This is a genomic window from Candidatus Eremiobacterota bacterium, assembly GCA_031082125.1.
Lineage (GTDB): Bacteria > Vulcanimicrobiota > CADAWZ01 > CADAWZ01 > Ess09-12 > Ess09-12.
Genome location: JAVHLM010000001.1, coordinates 154,375 through 172,802, shown reverse-complemented (window position 1 = coordinate 172,802; position 18,428 = coordinate 154,375). Strand labels below are relative to the sequence as shown.

Genomic DNA, 18,428 nt, shown 5'->3' with positions numbered 1-18,428 from the left:
CCAGTGATTATTAGAGGGCTCCCGGTGAAATACCTTCAGGCAGTGGTGCCATTGTCTCCACTCCACCAAGAAGGAAGTTTCTTCCTGGCACCAAATACTATAAGGAAGTGCATAGTCCTCGCATCATTACGGGGTGAGCACCTCAAGACAGATAATCCTGGAGAAAAAAGCATGGAGAGGGGCCTCTTCAGCCAGTCCCCGGTAAGGAGGTTGCCTTGGTGAGAAGCCATACTGTGTGCGCTGCCGTTCTCCTGTGCCTCATGATATTCTTCATGGCAGGGTATTCGTGGGGACAGCCCTCCTCTCCCGAAAAGAGCTGCCCTGCCCTTGAATCGATGCTTGCCACCTGCGAGCAGCACCGCGGCGATGAACCCCGGGGGGATTTCGTCATCCCCCGTGCCTGGATGGTGAGCCCCCTTGATCCCCGGGGCCACCTGGAAAAGCTTCTTGCCCAGGGCCAGGTTACCGGGGCCGCGAAGGTCGAGAGGCCTTATGTGCTCTATGCCGAGGTCATCAAGAAAATTTTTGCCGCTGAAGAAAAAGGCTCCACAGATGCGCATGAGTGCAATCTTTTGACAGGGAAGGGCATAGTGGCAGTCAATGCCCTTCCAAGGCTCATGTCGATGTATGATCTGGATGGTGACGGCCTTATCGGCTCAGCCGGCGGGGCCGATATCACTCTCAATGCCCAGGGGACCCGTGAAACAGGAACTTTTGCCAGGAACATCCTTGTATTGCCCTATTTGAAAGCCCTGGGATACACGACGATCCATTTCCAGCCTATCACGGAGATAGGCGTATACGGCCGCAAGGGCAACCTGGGCTCCCCTTTCGCTATCAGGGATCCTTTCACCATTGATCCGAACCTTGCCGATCCTCTCTTCCCCCAGAGCGCCGCCGAGCAGTACCGGGCTTTCATCGAGGCGGCCCACGCCATGGGCATGAAAGTAGTCCAGGAGGTGATCCCCCGGACCCTCTCGATAGACTCCACGATCCTGGAGAAGCATCCCCAGTACGGCTACTGGGTCAAGGCAGGGACTCCCAGGAGAATGCCTGAATACTACAGCCCCTCTTATCAATATCCCACTGACGGGGGGAAGAAGACCTTCCGCGACCGCCCCTCTTTTGAGAAGTGGTTTTATAATGATTACAAGAAAAAGATATATGGAGGGACCTATACCCTGGACGATCTCATCGATGTCACGAAAACTGACCCGGAATTTGCCTCGTGGTTCCTGGCATCGCCCGATGTGGTGAAGCGCGAGGCTGACGGGAGGCTCACAGGATATTACTATGCAAGGGGAGCCGCCGGCAAGGAAAAAGGAGCCCTCGATGAAAGCCTCAGGGCAGAGGTATTCCCTGCCTTCTGTGATACCCCCTTCGAGATCCAGCCTTTCTGGCAGGATGTGACGTACCTCCGCCTCTATGCAAATAACGACGGAAAGCTCCCCATGCTCAACGCGCTCTCTTTCGTGACGGCAAAGTTTTTCAAGGATGTGGAGCCCTCGGTGGAGCGCCGCTACCGGAACGAGCCCGTGTGGAAGATGATCACGGGGTATTTCGGAAAATTCAAGGCCATGGGTGTTGACGGCTTTGTCCTTGATATGGGCCACGCCCTTCCTGACGATCTCAAGAAGGATATCAGGAAAGTGCTGCCCCTTGTCTGGGAAGAGAACCTGGGGGCCTCCTTCGCCGATCTTGCCAGGTCGCCCATGATTATCACGGGCAAGGCTTTTTCCTACTGTATGCCCTCATACAGCGATTCCTCGGAGATGAAGAAGTACGAGGACAGCCCCCGGGATGCTCTTTCATTCTACAGGGAGCACACGGTGAAGATGTGCAGGGAAGTGGCTTCGTCACCCCGTTACAAAGGCAGGATGTTCGGTTTCCCTGAGAACTACAACACGAAAAGGATAGGCCAGACGCCGGCTGCGAGGATTCTTGCAAGGGCGCCCTTCCTCGGGGATACTGCCGTGAGGGATTTCACCTGCGCTCCTGTTGACCCGGTGAAGGCACGGAGGATTGCCCTCATGTACTACGAGCTCTTCAGGGTAATGGCGGCCCGTGAGGGATCGCCATTTCTGTTCAACGCCGTTTTTGCCAGCGAGTTTGTGCCCTCATCAACTATCAACGTGGGCCTCTCGACCCATATCAAGGAGGCCCGGCAGTTTTACGACTATATGACGCCTGAGGAGCGCAAAGCACACCCCGATGCGCCCAAGCTCCTTCTTTTCTGCAAGCCAGACAGGCAGGGCGAGGAATGGACCAGTGCCAGGCACTTTATCGGCGACATTGTGGCCCTCAACAAGGCCCTTGAGAAAATGAAGTCTCTTCTTGCAAAGAACCAGCACCTCGTGGTAAAGGAGGCTCCCGAGCCCCTCCTTTTCCTGTCGCTCCAGTCGGGAGATAGATCGGCCGAGAAAGCCGCGGTGCTTGTGAATCTTGATCTTGAGAGGGACTGTCGTTATACCTTCAGTGACACGGTGAAAAGGTATTATTACCGCAAGCCGGCTGTTTCGCCGGAAGCAGGGCGTGACGGCGCCATGGTGCTCCCTCCGGGAGGGGTCACCATACTGGGATACTGATGCTCCCCGGGACGGGGCGCTTGTGATAAGAGTAGTGAGTGATCAGGAAAAGGAGGAACGAGGATGAACGAGGAGATTATTCAGTCGCTTGAATCGTCGGGAGTAGAGTTTATCAGGGTCCTTTGGTGTGACAACGCCAACATCATCAGAGGCAAGGCGGTGTACGCGAAGTCCTTTCAGCAGTGGTATGGAACCGGCGTGGGCATCTCGGAGGCCCAGATGGGCGTCCCGGTGATGTACGACGCCCTTGTTGAAGGAAGCGGCCTCTCACCGGCGGGGGAGGTGCACCTCATGCCGGACTGGGCGAGCTGCACGTCTCTCCCTTACGCTCAGGGCCACGCCCGGGTCATGGGAGACATGATGAAGAAAGGCGAGCCCTGGCCTCTCTGCCCCAGGGGTTTCCTGAGGAAGATAGTGGCCGCCGCCGAAAATGAGGACCTTGAGATAAAATGCTCCTTTGAAAATGAGTTCTATCTGCTGAAGGAGCTTGTTGACTCACCGGTGCCTCTGGACTATACCCCCTTCGCCGCCACCTATGCGATGGACTTCTCGAAAAACGTCATAGAGGATATCACCAGAGCCCTTATTGCACAGGGAATCACCGTGGAGCAGTACTACCCGGAATCGGGCCCCGGCCAGGCCGAGATAACCATGCACTATACTACGCCGATGCAGGCCGCAGACAACCAGATCGCCTTCCGCGAGACGGTCCATGCCACCGCCCTTCATCATGGCATGAGAGCCTCATTCATGCCCAAGCTTTTCGGCGACAAGGCGGGAAGCGGCTGCCACATCCATATGAGCCTCTGGCAGAAAGGGCAGAATATCACGGCCGACGGCGAGGACCCTCATGGAATCTCGAAAGCGACCAGGAGCTTTATCGCGGGGCTCCTTGAGCACCTCCCCGCCCTTATGGCTATCACGGTGCCTGTGCCCAACTCGTACAAGAGACTCAAGCCTCATTGCTGGAGCGGCGCTTTCCGCTGCTGGGGGCCCGATAACAGGGAAGCTGCCGTGCGGACCATAAGCGATCCCGTCGGGAAAAGGGTGTGGAGCTTTGAATTCAAGACCATTGACGCAGCATCGAATCCTTATATCGCGATGGCCGCTGTCATCGCCGCGGGGCTTGACGGCGTGAAAAGAAACATTGCCCTGGCAAGCCCTGCCCTGTCCGACCCCGGGAGCCTCAGTGTCAAGGAGATGATGGATCTCGGCATCGAGAGGCTGCCTGAGCATCCTGACGTGTCCATCGGACACCTCGAGAAGGACGAGGTTCTCCTCAATGCCATGGGCGAGCGCCTGGCGAAAGCCTTTATAGCCGTGAGAAAAGCTGAATGCGCCGCCATGAAGAATTTCAAGCATGTCGAGGAAGTGGAGATGCTCGCCGACAAGTACTGAGGGCTAGTGCCTGAGGAAGATCTTCATCATCAGGATCACCACGGGAAGAGCGAAAAGGAAGAGGTAAAAGAGCAGTGTGAGGCAGATCAGGAGCACCCCGGGGAGCTCATTGATATAGGTGTCGGCGATTCCTTTCACGGTCTGGTATTTTCGCTGAAAGAGCATGGAATCATAAGGCTTTTCCTTCATCAGCAGGAATATTTCCTTCACAAGCCCGCTCTCTTTGAGATCGCCGCCGTACTGGGCCACATTGGCGCGGAGCTTTTTGAGGAGCGTGCATGCAGGGATGCGTAAGAAGCCGTTCATCGCCAGAACAGCTCCTATGATGAGCAGGAGCGGTGTCTTGAGGAGAATCCCGAAGACCACGGAGAGGATAACGGCGCTCACTATCTGGAAGATGGCCTGGAGATAGGGGAAGCGCGCCATCATCAGGTTGAAGATCTGGCCTCCGTCAAGGGGCATGAGGGGAAGAAGGTTCAGGTAGTTAATGACAAGGAGCATCAGGACCGTCTCTTTCATCAGCTCCGGCGGTGAGGGGACGGCGCAGAGGAGCAGGCCTGCGATGATGCCCGGCACAGGTCCCATGAAGCTTACCACGATTTTCTCCATGGGCTTTGGCTCTTTCTGCATTCCCATGGTGACTGCTCCCAGGAAGGGGATGAAGAAGACCTTCACATCGCGGTAATGAAAGAGGCGCATCGCCACGTAATGGCCCATCTCATGGACAAAAAGGACGCCGATGAGAATAAGAAGGCTCAGCAGCGAGAGCGAGTAGTGGAATGAAAGACCGAAGAATGCTACGGAAACCACAAGGAGAATGAGCTTCGTGAGGCGCCCCATTGACTTTCCCTCGGAGAAGTCATTCATGCGCCGGTAAGCCTCGACTTCAAGCTCCACGGGAACGTCAATATCGATGAGATCCTCTTTTTTACAGAGCTTCATGGCTTTTCTCATCTGCGCCGCCTTCCCCTCGCCGGCCATCATGGTGAAGGCTGTTCTGAGGGCTGCCATGAAACTCAGGCGGAACGAGCCGTCTTCTGCCGGAATGATCCATCTGATCTGGAGAAGGTGATCGATGTATTCACTGAGAAACTCGCCATAGCTGACCACTGATTCCTCAGGTGCCTCCTCCCTGGGCATCCCGGGCTTTTTCCGCAGCTCCTCCTGATGGGCATCCCATTGTGCGCGGAGCGTATCTGCCCATGGATCCCTGATGACAGTGAGGGGCATTGTCCCGATCATCCTGTGGGATGACCCGTTTACCGTCACAAGGCGCTCCCGGTTCTCAAAAAGCGTGGTGAATTCCACGCTGCAGGGAGCGTTCCTGTCGGGGAGATCGGAAGGGTAAAGGAACGCGGCGCTCTGCTCACCATGATGGAGATATACGCTTCCCCACTTTTCCGAGAAGCGGTTCACGAAGGGGCTGTCCACAAGGATGAAGTGGGAGTGCACAAATCCCCAGTTCAGGAGCTTTTCTCCATAGGGAGCGAATACCGAGGCAACTGGCGGGGGGATAACGGCGGGATCGCCCATGGAGCAGGTCCCCCGCTTGAGCCTTACCCTCATAAGCGCCTGAAGAGTGGCCACAAGCATGGCACAATAGACAAAGACAAGAAACCCAAAGGCATAAGCTATAATAGAGAAATCTTCCACAATCGCCCCCTCGCTGAATCTCCCCTTATTCCCTGGGAGGGCTTGGGAATCCTTCCCCCACGAGACACCGGTTCCCCTGCCAGCACTATAATTGAATAAAAATCAATACACGGAAAGCGGGAATAAGGGCGATGAGGCCGAGGTATACAAGGCAGAGAAAGACCTCAAAGGAAAGGGGTGAAAAAGTAAAACGCCCTGTAACGAGAAAGAGAAAGGAGAAACCGCCATGAACACAAGAATGCTTAAACCTAAAATCCTCATCATCACTCTTCTTGCCGTGGTGATACTCTCTGTTCCCGCCCTTGCAAATGATCTCTTTGATTCCCTCAAGCCCCTCGTGATTCAGAACCTGGAAAGGATTGTCAATAATGGCCAGGGAGCTTCACCAGGCACTCAGCAGGCCATCAAGGTTCTCACCACAATAGGCAATCCTTCTGCGGGCAACGGGACCGATTCATACTCATCCATTCTGAGGCTCGCAGAGGAGCAGTACAACAGCGGGAACAGGGATGGCTCGATGGACATCTTCAGAAAGGCCCTCCAGCAGCTCTCAAGGGGCTCGGGGAGCAAGTCTCTCGATGATGCCCTCAGCGAGATCGGCCTGTTTTTCAAGCAGAAAGGAGATAACTCCAAAGCCCTCGAGTACCTTCTCAAGGCCGTTGATGCCAAGGCTGCCACCAGTGATCAGGCAGGCCTCCAGAATCTCCTCAGGCAGCTTGAGCCCCTTCTCATCTGGCAGGAAACTGGCGCCGGGAGCGCCAATGCCATGCCTGAGACGATTCCCATCGACAGCAAGTTCCTGGAAAGCGTCATCAAGGCTTCAGATTATGCACCCCTCCTTATCCCCGGAGGATCGACATCTTTTTTTCCCGGCAGCGGGCTCTCGCCTGGAACTGCGGCGGGAACCCGGGACGGGCTGTCAAAAGCGTCTCAGGCTGAGCGGATAAAGGCAATCCCTATCCCAAAATACACTGATACCGGCATGGAGAAGGTGAAAGCCATTCCCATACCCCGTTATGAGGGGAGCGGCGATAAAGTCTCCACCGTGCCTATCCCTAAATATACCCCATCTCCTGAAGAGCACCAGAAGGTAGCGTCTCAGAAAGCCTCCACAGAGAAGGCCCCTGGCCCTTCAGCCACTGCCGGAAAGGAAGCACCCAGGAATAAGGCGGGAAAGAAAAAGGCTTCCGGCGCTCTCACCCTCTCCACGGTGCCTGCAAACGGCGTCCTTACCTGTGCCGGCCCCCCCGCCGCCAGGAACAGGGCCTGGGAGGATCTCCCCGTAGGAAATGACTTTTACTCAAGCTATCTTAATCCTGTCCCCGGAGGAAGGTATGCACCCTATGCCTCTGATACGGGACTTGATATAGTGGCTCCCCGGGGCTATCCCATTTATGCATCAAAAGGCGGCATACTCCTCTACACCGCCCCTTCAGGCCATGTGAGGCAGACGGGGCCGAGCGATGATCAGGGTGCGATGCGTGTGCGCCACCCTGATGGCACTGATACATTTTATGCCCACCTCTCGGGAAGAAATGCCGCCCTTAAGGCAGGCCAGCGCGTGGCCCAGGGGGAGTGGATGGGAAACATAGGCACGGCCAACAGGGTGCCCCACCTGCACTTCACCATTTATCACGGCTACTACAGCTACGTGGGGCCTTTTGCCACGCCTGGAAAGCTTGTCAATCCCTGGCAGACTGTGGTGTACAACTACTGACGGATCCTGAAATCCCTGATGGCATGGATGCCCTGCTCAAGCTGCGGGGCATCGGGACGGTGCTGCGTGAGCACCAGGAATGAAGAGGCTTCGGGAAACTCGCGGCGGAGGATGTTGCTGTTCACAGGCTCGTTTTCAAAGACAGCCTCCACCTTCCCGAGTCTCTTCAGGTACGTGACCACATCCTTTTTAAAGACCTCGTCCTTCTCCGCGAATTCCTTTTTCACGATGGTCATGGTCCCCACGACGCCCACGGGGAAGCCGAAGAGGCGCAGGCTGTCCGTCGTGCCTACAAGCATTCTCCCCACATCTCTCCCCGTGAGGTAGATTACCGTGGCCCCTGCATCATAGATGCGGTTCACGTAAGATTTCGCGCCGGGGAGGGGGATGTCGAACTTCTGGTACTCATCGGTGAAAAAACGCTTTTCCCACTCGCTCTTAATGAAGGTTATCTCGTTTTCGTCCCTGATATTGAACTTTTTCAGCGTCTCCTCGATGGAGTATTCAATCGCCGAGAGCTCGTAAAAGCGGTCAAAGGCCTCGACGAGCTGGGGGAGCCGCTCTTCGAATTTTTCCGATATCTCGCGGAGGATGAAGATGGTCCGCGGCCTGTTGTCCAGCAGGGTGCCGTCAAGATCAAAAATGGCAAGCGTTGAGACATTGCTCTCGGTTTTGGCTCTGATGCGCTCTACCACCTCGTTGAGGCGGTCGTTCTGGTTTTTCTGGTCCTGGGCGGTCCATATGTGGAGAATCATAAAAAAGCTCCTTTCTGAAAAATTGCGTTTAGAGCGCGAGGAAGCGCTGCACCTTGAGCTTGACGCCGCCGATGGTGACAAAGTCATCGTCCGATGAGATGCCGCCTGCGGGCTGACCCTGAGTACCCTGGCTCTCTGCCTCAAGATCGACGAGCATATCGAGGGATTTGAAATGGTGTGAGCCTCCCAGCTTTTCCTTCAGAGCCCTCAGGGCTTCAAGTCCCGCGCCTTTTTCTGCGTCCGGGTCCAGTGCCGCGATTGTCTCAAGCACGGCGGACTGCATACCCATAAGCTGCCGGCCCTCTTTTACGGTGCTGAAAAGCGCGGTCCCGTCAGCGGCGAGGGACTTCTGGATGGTGGGGGCGTCGGGGTTTTCGCTGATGGTCTTGAGGCCCCAGTAAAGGAAGAAATTCTTGCCCAACTCGTCCTCCAGCCTGTTCAGCCCGGCGAGGGATGCCTTTGCGAGGGCCCTGGGGAGCTCGCCGGGCGGGGTAGAAGTGAGGACCTCAAGGTAAGTGTTCTTGATGACGTAGGGGATTTCAGGATCAAGGTGGGCTACCAGCCCATGGTAGGCGAGAGACCTCTGGCCGGCCGTGCAGCTTTCGTCCTTGTAAATGTATTTGAGCCCGCTGTGCAAGGCTGATTCTCCGTAGGCATTGCCGGCAAGAGACGGGTCAGAGGCGATTTTCAGGGCGAAGCTGCCGCAGAGGGCGGCGGCAGGGCCTGTCATCGCCGATGATGCCAGGGCGCCGAGGGCTTCCCTGTGGATCCTGTCCACTGTGGTGCCGGAGAAGGCCCCCGTTGAAAAGCCCCCCGCAAAGGCTGCAAAAGCCTGCTCAACAGGTGTGGAGTCTCCGTGCTGGCTTATGGCGGTAAGCGCCCTCGACGTGATGGCATTTTTCTCGTAAGGTGATTCAAAGTCCCGGGAGCACAGAACGGCGGTATTCGCGATTGCCGCCGTGGCAGGTCCGGCCATTGAAGATGCAATGGCATTGAGGATTGAGAGCCCCGCTTTGGCGGCATCAGCAGGTTTTATCGACCCCTTGTCGATGGTGGTGACGAGGCGCGCAAGTAATTTCTCATCGGCAGTGGTCTCGGGGCTCTTCTCTATCTCTGCAAGGCCCGAGAGAAGAAGCTCATCGGATTTTTCCGGCTGAGCCTGCAGATCGGCCTTTCCCACGAGAGATTTTGCCAGGGAGACGCCTTTTTCGCTGTAGCTCAGCGAAGGCGCCTGAGATGAAGAAAGCGCTGCTGGATCCATGGTCGCTCCCCGGTTTCCCCGGCTTCCGGCCGGAATTACCTGATGCCCAGATTATACCATGGTTTCACCGCCAGGGGAAGGGAATCCCCCTGAGAGGTCCAAAAAGAGTGACAAGTTGCATGCTTTCTCCATCCCTACTTTACATGGAGCTCCACGCTCCCCGAGTGGCTTGAGAACTGCGGGGCATACATGCATTCCACGTGGGCCGCCCCGTTCTGGTAAGCGCCGCAGTGCACCACTCTCAAAGGATACTCAAAGACATAGGTCCCCTTAGGAAGATAATCTATGAAAAAATGCGATGCCGTGTCCTTGGTGGCCTCGTAGTAATAAAGGCCGTCCTGGTACTTGTAGCCCGAGAGCACATTCACCGGCTCAAGCCCGCTTCCCCGGTGATCCCACATGTGGACATACTCCATATCGCGGTCCGAGCGGAGCTCAATCCTTATCTTCAGCAGGTCGCCGGGCGCAAGCGCCCGGGAAACGGGCTCTATCACAGGGCCTTTCTTGGTGTTTTTCTGAAGAAAGACCGATTTGTTAAGCTTCAGGGGGTTCTGCGCCGAGGGGGTGAGCTTCGAGATATCTTCCATGTACTGCCAGTGGGCACCGCCCCAGGCAATGCCCTTGTCCTGCTTTTTCAGTACGATGGTGCCAAAGTCGGCTTTCACCGAGGGGCCGTCCCAGCGCTTCTCGTAGAATCCCGTTCCTTCCTCGATGCGGCCGGGATCGACCATGGCGCCACCTACGGTGACCTCCACGGGCTGGCTCCCTGCAAGGAGGTTCCCGCCCTTGCAGAGAAGGGAGTAAATCGCGTCTGCCGTGGCTTTCGTGGTCTTCCAGTCCTGGGTCTCCTTCTGCTTGAGAAGCCAGACTTTACAGTCTTCCACGGCTTTTTCATCGTTCATGACGGCGCCGAAGGCCTCGATCATAAGGGCCTGCGTCTCTATGGGAGCCCTGTACCACCACCAGGCCTGCTCATCTTCCCCCCAGAACATGCCCAGCTCCTCGCTCGACTGGCTCCGTTCCTTGATGGATGCCATGATGTCCTTCGGCGTCCCCTGGTCTCCGAGCTTCCAGAGGCCCATGGCAATATGGGCCTGGCTCATCCTCACACCGAGATCGAGCCAGTGCTTCCGCGCCTGACCGAGGAAGTAGTCCACGGCGGCTTTCGACTGCTGCGGAACGGGCTTCGCTTTTGCATAGAAGCCCCGGCAGTAAATATAGAGTGCGATGGTGCTCGAGAGGTTGTTGTCCTTCTCACGCCCGTGGGTTACTATCTGCTGGTATTCCTCGGCTATCCAGCGGTCGAGGAAGTCAATGGACCGCAGCGCGCAGCTCATGTCAAGGTTTCCCGCCTGCATCTGCTGGAGCCTGCCGAAGCCCGTGGCGATATAGAGGGTGATGAAGGGATCGGGCCTTCCGCCGGGGAACCAGGGCCAGCCCCCGCTGTCAAGCTGCATCTTCGAGAGCTTCTGCTGAGCCGATGCTATCTCGCCTCCAAGCCGCTTCTCATCAAAGAGCACCCCTATGTTCCGCTTCGCCTCGCTTTCTTTTTTCGCCTCGAGGACCCATGGTGACTCCAGAAGCAGCACGCTCTTGAGCTCATCGTTTTTTTCGAGCTGCGAGTCCAGCGCCGAGGGCTGCTGCTCTTTCCATGTCCTGAATACTCTTGCTATCCTTGGATTCGAGGTGGCGATGTGCCTTGCAAGGGTATTGGCATAAAGCCTGTTGAAGACCTGCTCGGAGCACTCATGGGGAAACTCCATCAGGTACGGCAGGGCCTGCACGGCATACCAGGAAGGATTTGATGCTATCTGCACTGTGAAGCCCTGGTTTACGAGGGTTTTTGATGATCCGCTCTTTTTCAGCTTCTCAAAAGTAAAGCTTTTCTCCCCGGGCCCCCTTATCCAGAGAGGGATTGACTCAGAGACGAAGACCCTCCTCGGGAGCACGGGAGTCACGCCTTCTTCGCCATCGCGGTGGCTCCCGGTCTCGGCGGTTGCCCTGTAGCCCGCAGCGCAGAGGCCGTCGGGGACCTTGATCTTCCATGAGAAGCCCTTGGACTGCTTGGGAGGGATGGTGAACTCCCTCGTCAGTTCGCTGTTGCCGAGAAGCCTGTCGAGTGACTGTCCGCTTGAGGGATCAAAGAAGGTGAGGGTCACTGTTCCTTCTATCTCTTTTTCTGCCATGCTGATCACTTTCGCGGTGAACTCAAGCTCATCACCCTCGCGGAGAAACCTCGGGGCGTTGGGCACCACCATGAGATCTTTCTGCGTCACCGTGTGCCCCTCGGTGACGCCGCTCTCCATTGCCTTTCCATGGGCCATGGCCAGGAAGTGCCACTTCGTGAGGGCTTCGGGGATCGTAAAGACGATCCTCACGGTGCCGTCACTCCCCGAAAGCAGATGGGGGAAGAAAAAGGCGGTTTCGTTAAGGTTCTTCCTGACAGAGCTCCCGTCAGCGGAGCTTTTCTTTCCTTCCTGAGCATTGTGGGCCGGGACGCCGCCAAGAGCATCATTCGTCGTCTTTGGCGCTCTCTCGACAGCTTTCTTGAACTCTGCCTCCTGGGGGGCCGGTGCGCTCGGGGCAATCCCGGCCGACGCATCATCTTTCTCCATGAAGCCCCTCCCGCCACCGCCTGCGCCGGGCCCCGTGGCTTTGCATTTCATGTATTCATACCCTGAAAGGCTTTCTGCAATCTCAGCGATGAATGCAGGGTACGCTCTCTCCGTCACGGAGGGGTATTGGTTCCAGTCAGAGAGCCAGGCATGGAACTGCTTGTCCCTGTTGCTGAAGCGCTCCCTTATGGTGGTGTAGTTGCGGAAAAAGAAGGCGAGGAGGGTCTGCCACTGGTGGGGCAGATAGGCGTCAAGCGACTCGTCGTAAAGGGTGGCCACGAGCTCGGCGGCTCTCTTCTCGGCTCCCGGGCCTCTCACTTTCAGAGTCCAGGTCTCCTTCCCGCCGGGGAGGAGCTTCGAGCGGAACGTCTCGAGGGAGACCTTGAGCTCCCTGTCGCTCCAGGGCACATCGACATCTGAGCGGTGGGTGTAGAGCTTGTTCTCCCTCACATAGGTCACCATCACGGTAAATCCCCCCCGCAGGGAGGCCGTGACGGGAAAGCTGATGATACTCTGCGTGGCATGGGCGGGGGTCCAGTATCTTCTCAGAAGGCTCTCTTCCCGGTAAATCTCTACGCATGCCTGTCCTGTTCCGTACCCGGTGCCCCAGAAGGCTTCGAAGGTCTCTCCCGCCTCGACGCTCTGGGATTTGCTCACGAAGTACGAAGGGACGCTCACGGGGAATTTTTCAAGGCGGCTGTTCACCACCAGCAAGGCCACCATTGCAGTGACTTTGTTGCCTGAGGGATCCTTCGTAGTAAGGCGTGCCCTGTAGGAGCCTTCCCCGAGGGGCACCGAAAGCACGCCGCTGCCTTTGTCATCGGTGGTAAAGGGCATTTTCTTGACAAGGCCGCCCCGGGGCCACGACTGGTAGTCCGTTGATGGCGCCGGGATACCCTCATCGTTTGGTCCGGCATCCTCCTGCACCTCACCTGGCCCGGCATCCTCTTCCTCCTCGTCACCGGAAGAGTTCGACGGCTCCCGGGCGGCATCCAATCCCGGCCTGACCGGCTTTTTCGGCTGGCGCAGGCAGAAGAGCTCCACCTCTCCCGATGCTTTCTGGGGCTCGCCGTCGAGGGTGGCCGTATGGATCGAGAGGGTGACGGGCCTGTCAGCCACCTGCCAGGAATCTGCACTTATCGTAGCTTCCATTGACGTATAGCCAAGCCTTATGGACTTCTCGTCGCTTCTTGTCTCGCCTGTGCTGTCGGTCACGTCGGCGGCAATCCGGAAGAGAAAGGTGGGCTCCCCTGATTTTTTCACCCTGGCATCGGGCTTTGCCTGGAAGATGATCCTGAATTTTCCCTCTTTATCCGTTACAAGAGTGCCATGGGCCAGCTCCTGGTCACCGTATGAGACGCCGCCCCCTCCGAAAAAGCGCTCCCATGGCGGCATCATTACCTGCCTGTTGACCTTGTAAGCCACCTTGGCTCCGTCAATGGGAGCGCCGCTGTAAGATTCCGCGCCGCCCTCAATGGTCACTTCCTCGCCGAGGGTAAAGGCTTTTTTGGGGGTGACTATCTTCACCGAGAATTTAGGGCGTTTGTATTCCTCTACAGAGACGGTGCATGACCCTTCGGGATCGGCGGAGGCAATTGTCATTCTCCCCGGAAGGCGGTCTTTTGGCGCGGTGAAGGTGCCGCTGAAGGAGCCGAAGTCATTGGTGGTAAAGCCAGACTTCGCTATTTCCTGCCCGTTGGTGTCGGTGAACCGTACCGTGACCTTTCTCGCGGCTGTCACTTTGTAGTTCTGGCGCTGCTGATCGATGTCAAGCGCAATGCCTTTGAAATGGATCGCCTGGCCGGGGCGGTAAATGGACCGATCAGTGAAGAACACCATGCTTTGAAAAGCCTTTTCCCTCTCCCCTTCAGAATAGTAATAGGACTCATTGGACTCCAGGAACTCCGAGCCCCTGCCGTCATTCACGTAGATTCTGCTTCTTCTCTCGAAATCACCTGAAGGGGAGGGGAGTGAAAAGGAGCCTCCCCCGTCGGTGGTCGTGGAAGAGGTGACTTTATAAAATTTTTCGTTGTAGTCCTTGAGGGTATAGGCTTTCACCACGGCTCCTCCGACGGGAGCACCGCTTGTTCCCTCGACAACAATGCCTTCCACGGCGCCGTTCCGCTCGCGGATAACTGCCGCCACGTTGCTTACCCAGACAGGGCAGTGCTCTATGCAGTTTTCGCTCCTTGCAAAGTCCTTCCGGTTGCTCGCGAGGACCCTGTAAAAGCCAGGCGGGAGGGCAGGCAGGTCAATGAGTGCCTCTTTCTGCCTGTAATCCGATGTGGGCTTGAGGGGCACGGTGAGCTCGGCCGCGGGCTTTTTGCTGAGAAAGGCCTCTAAATCAGAATCGTTGATATACTGTATCGACCTGTTAATGTCAAGATAGCGCTTCCAGTCATCTTTCAGCACCCTGAGAGTGAGGGAGTCTATGTTCCTGTAGTGCACGAGGAGCTTTGAAGGAATGCCCGGCGGCACTATGCCCTCGATTTTGAGGGCCAGGCTTTTTTCCTTGATGGAGCTCTGGAGCTGCTCGCATTTCTGGCCCCCGTACGACGAGGGATAGGCGTTTTTCCCTTTTTCAGCGAGGGAGTATGCCTTGACATACTCTTTTTTATTGTATGCCTGCATCGCGAGATGATAGGATGCAAGGCTCGAGAGATCCGAGGAAGGATATTTCGTGATAATTTCCTCAAGCCTCTTTGCAAAGACAGCCTCCCTGTTCTCTCCCGAGGCGATATTGAAGATATAGTTGAGGCGGCTGATGTCGGCGTCAAGGAAGGCATCCTTGTCGCTGTCGTTCTGGTGGAGCAACAGGAGTCTCTGGTATATCCTGAGGGCTTTGAGCACCGGGGAATCAGTGTCGGTGGTCTCCGGCGAGAACCTGGTGAATTTTTGAGCCTCGTCGAAGGCTCCCGAGTCCGCGGTGACCTCGAAGGAATCCTCGGGCTGCGCGGCGTGCTGCTCCGCTGAGGTGTAAAATTCCAGGGCCTGGTAAGCTACGAAGTCAAAGAGGGTGGGACGGAGCGCCGGGACATTCCCCGGGCTTATCACCTCGGTGAAATCTGCGGTCTTCATTCTCTTGAGGGTGCCCTCGTCCTTGAGGAGGGACTGGTAGATGCCGTCAATCTCCCTGAAGAGCTTGGGAAGATCCCACGTGGTGAAGTCATCTTCCTTGAGCCCGGAAGTCTCTGTCCTGTTGAGGAACCGCCAGCGGTTCTGGTTGTAATAATGCCAGTACCACTGGGCGAGGACCGTGTTCATCAGGGGCTTCATCTGCCGGTTCGCCTTCGTCAGCTCCTCCTTCATCCTGTTTACCTTGACTTCGGGCTTGTTTCCCGCGATGTTGGATTCCAGGAAGATCTGCAGCGTGATGGCCTTGAGAGCTTTGCCGTACTGCTTTTTTGCAAGCTCTATGGGATAGATTTTCTTGAGCTCCGCTATTGCCGTCTGAGGAAGGCCCTTGTCCTGCGCCGCCTTGACGGCATCCCACATCGGGGTGGTGTCGGTGCGGGCCAGTCGGTAGTGATGAAAGGCCGGATATCCCACGATCACTGCTGCAATCACAAGGATGAAAAAAAGGGAAAGCTTGTTTTTCATGAGAGTACCCCCTGCCTGATATCTGATAAGGTATCTTTCGGCCTTTCTCCGCCGCTCCCTCCCTCTTCACAGGCGCATATCATGCCCATATATTCCCCGTGATCGTGAGGTTTCACTCAGAATGCCGGTTCCATTCATTGAAATGAAGTCTCGCCTGGCTCCAGTGATGCCTTCAGGAATCCTCCCGCGAGTCTCAGGAAGGATCCTCAATGTTCATATCGGCGATGACAGAGAGCTTCACATCGCGGGGCACGTCGCTTGAGGAGATGACAGTGAGGTCAGGGCACCAAGGATCTGCTTTTTTCGCTGCTATGGTGAGCCTCATCGGGTTGACGCAGCAGAAAAGCGGCGGATCGGCAGGAGGCTGCGCCGTGATTTTTCTTACCAGCGACCTGACCGGCGGAGATACCAGCAGGAGAGGGGCTGCTCCCGCCGAGAGCCACTCGAGATATACCAGTTTTATGCCCATGGAGACTCCCTGGAAGAGCTCATCCTTTTTTTCGCCGGCGAAGTCCGTGGAGGCGAGAAGGAGCTTTTTCTCAAGCTCGCTCGCAAGGGTGATAACCTTCAGCGCCCCGTCACTGTCACTTCTCTTCAGGCAGAGCTGTCCTGCCAGCTCCGCCCTCAACGCCTCGGTGAGCTCCGGCAGGTCATGGCCCTCTGAGGCGGCACCTTTTATCGCCGCCAGCACGGCCTTGAGGTCTCCGATGGGGAGCCTTTCCCTCAGCAGGTCCTGAAGAATGGAATGAAGCTTTTCTCTGGTCAGTCTTCGCGGTATGAGGTCTCCGACGGGGTATTTCTCTCTGCGCAGCCTTTTTAACCGGGCTTCCACTTCTTTCAGGGTGAGAAGGAAGGAAAAGGACTTTCTTATCAGTCCTGCAAGGTGCTGCGCTATCACGGCATGGGGATCCATGACGATGCACCCCTGCGATTCCGCCTTTTCCCTCGCAGATTCCTCGATCCAGAGGGCCGGGCGGCAGTATAAGGGCTCGCAGGCTTCAATTCCCTCAAGCCCGGCAAGATCACAATCACGGCCGGTGGCGAGAAGGCGACCGGGAAGGACCTCCCAGAACTCCCTCGCAAAAGTCTGCTTCCTGCCGTCGGTAACCGCGATGATGTATTCCTTTTCCCCGAACCTGCCCTCGCTGAACGAGACAGGAGGCATCGTGGACCCCAGCTCGGTTTCGAGCTCCCTGGCATAAGGCTCGAGGCACTTCATGAAGGTATCCCTGCGAAACCATGCCTGGTTCCCTTTGCCCAGCTCAAGGGAAAGGGGAGGAAGGGGTTTTTCGGGCTCTCTCAGGTCTTTTTTCCTCCGAAGGTTTGCCGGTATGCCGGCAAGCTCCTTTAAGGTGACGAAAGGATTCAAAGGGTAAAGCCTCCCCATGAGCACAAGGGCCCCTGAGGTGGTAAAGAAGGGGAACCATGGAAAGGAGCCCTTCACTAACAGCATGATTACCCCGGAGAGGCACAGCATGACTGCCAGAGCATAGACCGCTATGGAGATATTTCGGTTATTTCCGTTCTCCTCGTCTTTGCCGTAGGGAGCCCTGGTGAAGACCGACGCCCAGGCGAGTCCCACGAAGAGGGCTGAATAGAGGGCGGCCTGCCCGGTGCCGGCACAGAGGCTCACTATCTTGAGGAGGGCGGCATCGGGCGCAAAGCCTGCGGTCCTGCCGATATGAAATCCCAGCGGGAGTGCCGCAGCGGTGAGAAGAACAGTAAGCCAAGCGTCGAAAGTGATAAATCTCGCGGTGCCGTCAAGGGCGCCGGCAAAATCGACCTCTCTGTATTTCTGCCTGCGCTCCTCCTCGGTAAGCCAGAAATCCGGCGGGGGATTCGGCTTGCCCGGTGGGAGGAAGGATTTCATATATTCCTCTATGAGAGGGAGCTTATCTTTCAGGCGGGCAATGATGAAAAGCTCGATGAAAATGAGCAGGGCGAGCGCCATAAGGCCGGGGAGGAGACCTGCGGCCGCCTCAGGAGCGCTGAAGGCTGAAATCACGACGCCCGGTGAGGCGCCGGCCATCCCCTTCCAGATGACGGCTCTCAGGGAGGCGATGTACAGGGCCATGCGGAAAAGGGTCAGAATAAGCGCTGCGGTGGGAAAGATTGCGAAAGAATGGTTGTCTTTGACAAAAAAGGCGACGACGAAAAGCAGGAAAGACATCCCCAGGGCTGAGCCAATCAGAATATCTATCCACCCGGGGGGCAGGGAATAGAGCACCATGAAAAGGAAGGGAGACAGGAACAGAATGAGAGAGAGCAGCTCAAGCCATTTCGGCGGAGGGTGCCATGTCCTCGCCTCAGAATCCTCGCGGGGCGTGTCCTTCAAGAGCAGTCCTCCTCTTACTTCTTCGCCACGGTGAGGCGGCAGCATGGATCGCCTGCGCCTATCCTGCTGCTGAAAGAAAGCGAAGTCTTCTCCGACTCGAAGGTGCCGTAGTCTATCGCCGCCGCCACCTCGCAGAGGACTTTGATCCTTGGCGGCGCGAGTCCCAGCTCCTTCCAGGCTTCCACAAGAGGGCAGCCTGCCATGGTGAGCACGGCTTTTTCGCCGTCAGCAGACTCGATGGCGGGAGAGAAGAGCTCCCCTTCGGCGGCCGAGGCTTTCACGAAATGCCTTGCAAGGCCGTGAAAATCGCCCCTGGTGAGAAAGTCCTCATACTGCTTTCTCACGTCCCTTCCCTTGCGGAAAGTGGCTTTTTTGAATACTTCCCGGGCCTCCTCTGCGCCGAAGGCCCTTTCCATCTCCTCGAGCAGGTAGTGGTACATCACCGCCCTCAGCTTGTGGGCTTCCCGTATCTCTTTCTTTGCAGCATCGATGTTCATCGGCAAGTGCTC

9 protein-coding genes are annotated in these 18,428 nt (G+C 56.7%); 3 read left to right on the top strand and 6 right to left on the bottom strand.

All coding sequences use genetic code 11. The features are described from left to right. Nucleotides 1–218: 218 nt before the first annotated feature. Together RDV48_00635 and RDV48_00630 are read left to right on the top strand one after the other, a co-directional pair. On the top strand, nt 219–2,585 hold the full coding sequence (locus RDV48_00635; protein MDQ7821275.1) for a hypothetical protein: 2,367 nt from the start codon (nt 219–221) through the stop codon (nt 2,583–2,585). Nucleotides 2,586–2,648: 63 nt separating this feature from the next. Further along, a complete protein-coding gene (locus tag RDV48_00630) occupies nt 2,649–3,983 on the top strand; it encodes a glutamine synthetase family protein (protein ID MDQ7821274.1) in 1,335 nt (444 codons plus the stop codon). Nucleotides 3,984–3,986: 3 nt separating this feature from the next. On the opposite strand, the gene RDV48_00625 is transcribed toward RDV48_00630, so the two are convergent. Continuing rightward, nucleotides 3,987–5,636: a site-2 protease family protein gene (locus RDV48_00625; protein ID MDQ7821273.1), complete on the bottom strand. Its 1,650-nt coding sequence runs from the start codon at nt 5,634–5,636 to the stop codon at nt 3,987–3,989. Between the two features lie 226 nt (nt 5,637–5,862). Between RDV48_00625 and RDV48_00620 the strand changes: the two genes are divergently transcribed. Next, nucleotides 5,863–7,353: a M23 family metallopeptidase gene (locus RDV48_00620; GenBank protein MDQ7821272.1), complete on the top strand. Its 1,491-nt coding sequence runs from the start codon at nt 5,863–5,865 to the stop codon at nt 7,351–7,353. Here RDV48_00620 and RDV48_00615 read toward each other — a convergent pair. From RDV48_00615 to RDV48_00595, 5 genes are all read right to left on the bottom strand, one after another. After that, on the bottom strand, nt 7,347–8,108 hold the full coding sequence (locus tag RDV48_00615) for an HAD hydrolase-like protein (GenBank protein ID MDQ7821271.1): 762 nt from the start codon (nt 8,106–8,108) through the stop codon (nt 7,347–7,349). The genes RDV48_00620 and RDV48_00615 overlap by 7 nt on opposite strands. 28 nt (nt 8,109–8,136) lie before the next feature. Beyond that, on the bottom strand, nt 8,137–9,369 hold the full coding sequence (locus RDV48_00610) for a hypothetical protein (GenBank protein ID MDQ7821270.1): 1,233 nt from the start codon (nt 9,367–9,369) through the stop codon (nt 8,137–8,139). A gap of 134 nt (nt 9,370–9,503) precedes the next feature. Then, nucleotides 9,504–15,584: an MG2 domain-containing protein gene (locus tag RDV48_00605; protein MDQ7821269.1), complete on the bottom strand. Its 6,081-nt coding sequence runs from the start codon at nt 15,582–15,584 to the stop codon at nt 9,504–9,506. 193 nt (nt 15,585–15,777) lie between these two features. Beyond that, nucleotides 15,778–17,919 carry an FHIPEP family type III secretion protein gene (locus RDV48_00600; protein ID MDQ7821268.1) on the bottom strand — a complete coding sequence of 714 codons (2,142 nt, stop codon included), beginning with the start codon at nt 17,917–17,919 and terminating at the stop codon, nt 15,778–15,780. A gap of 14 nt (nt 17,920–17,933) precedes the next feature. Continuing rightward, a complete protein-coding gene (locus RDV48_00595; protein MDQ7821267.1) occupies nt 17,934–18,416 on the bottom strand; it encodes an L-2-amino-thiazoline-4-carboxylic acid hydrolase in 483 nt (160 codons plus the stop codon). Between the last annotated feature and the right edge of the window lie 12 nt (nt 18,417–18,428).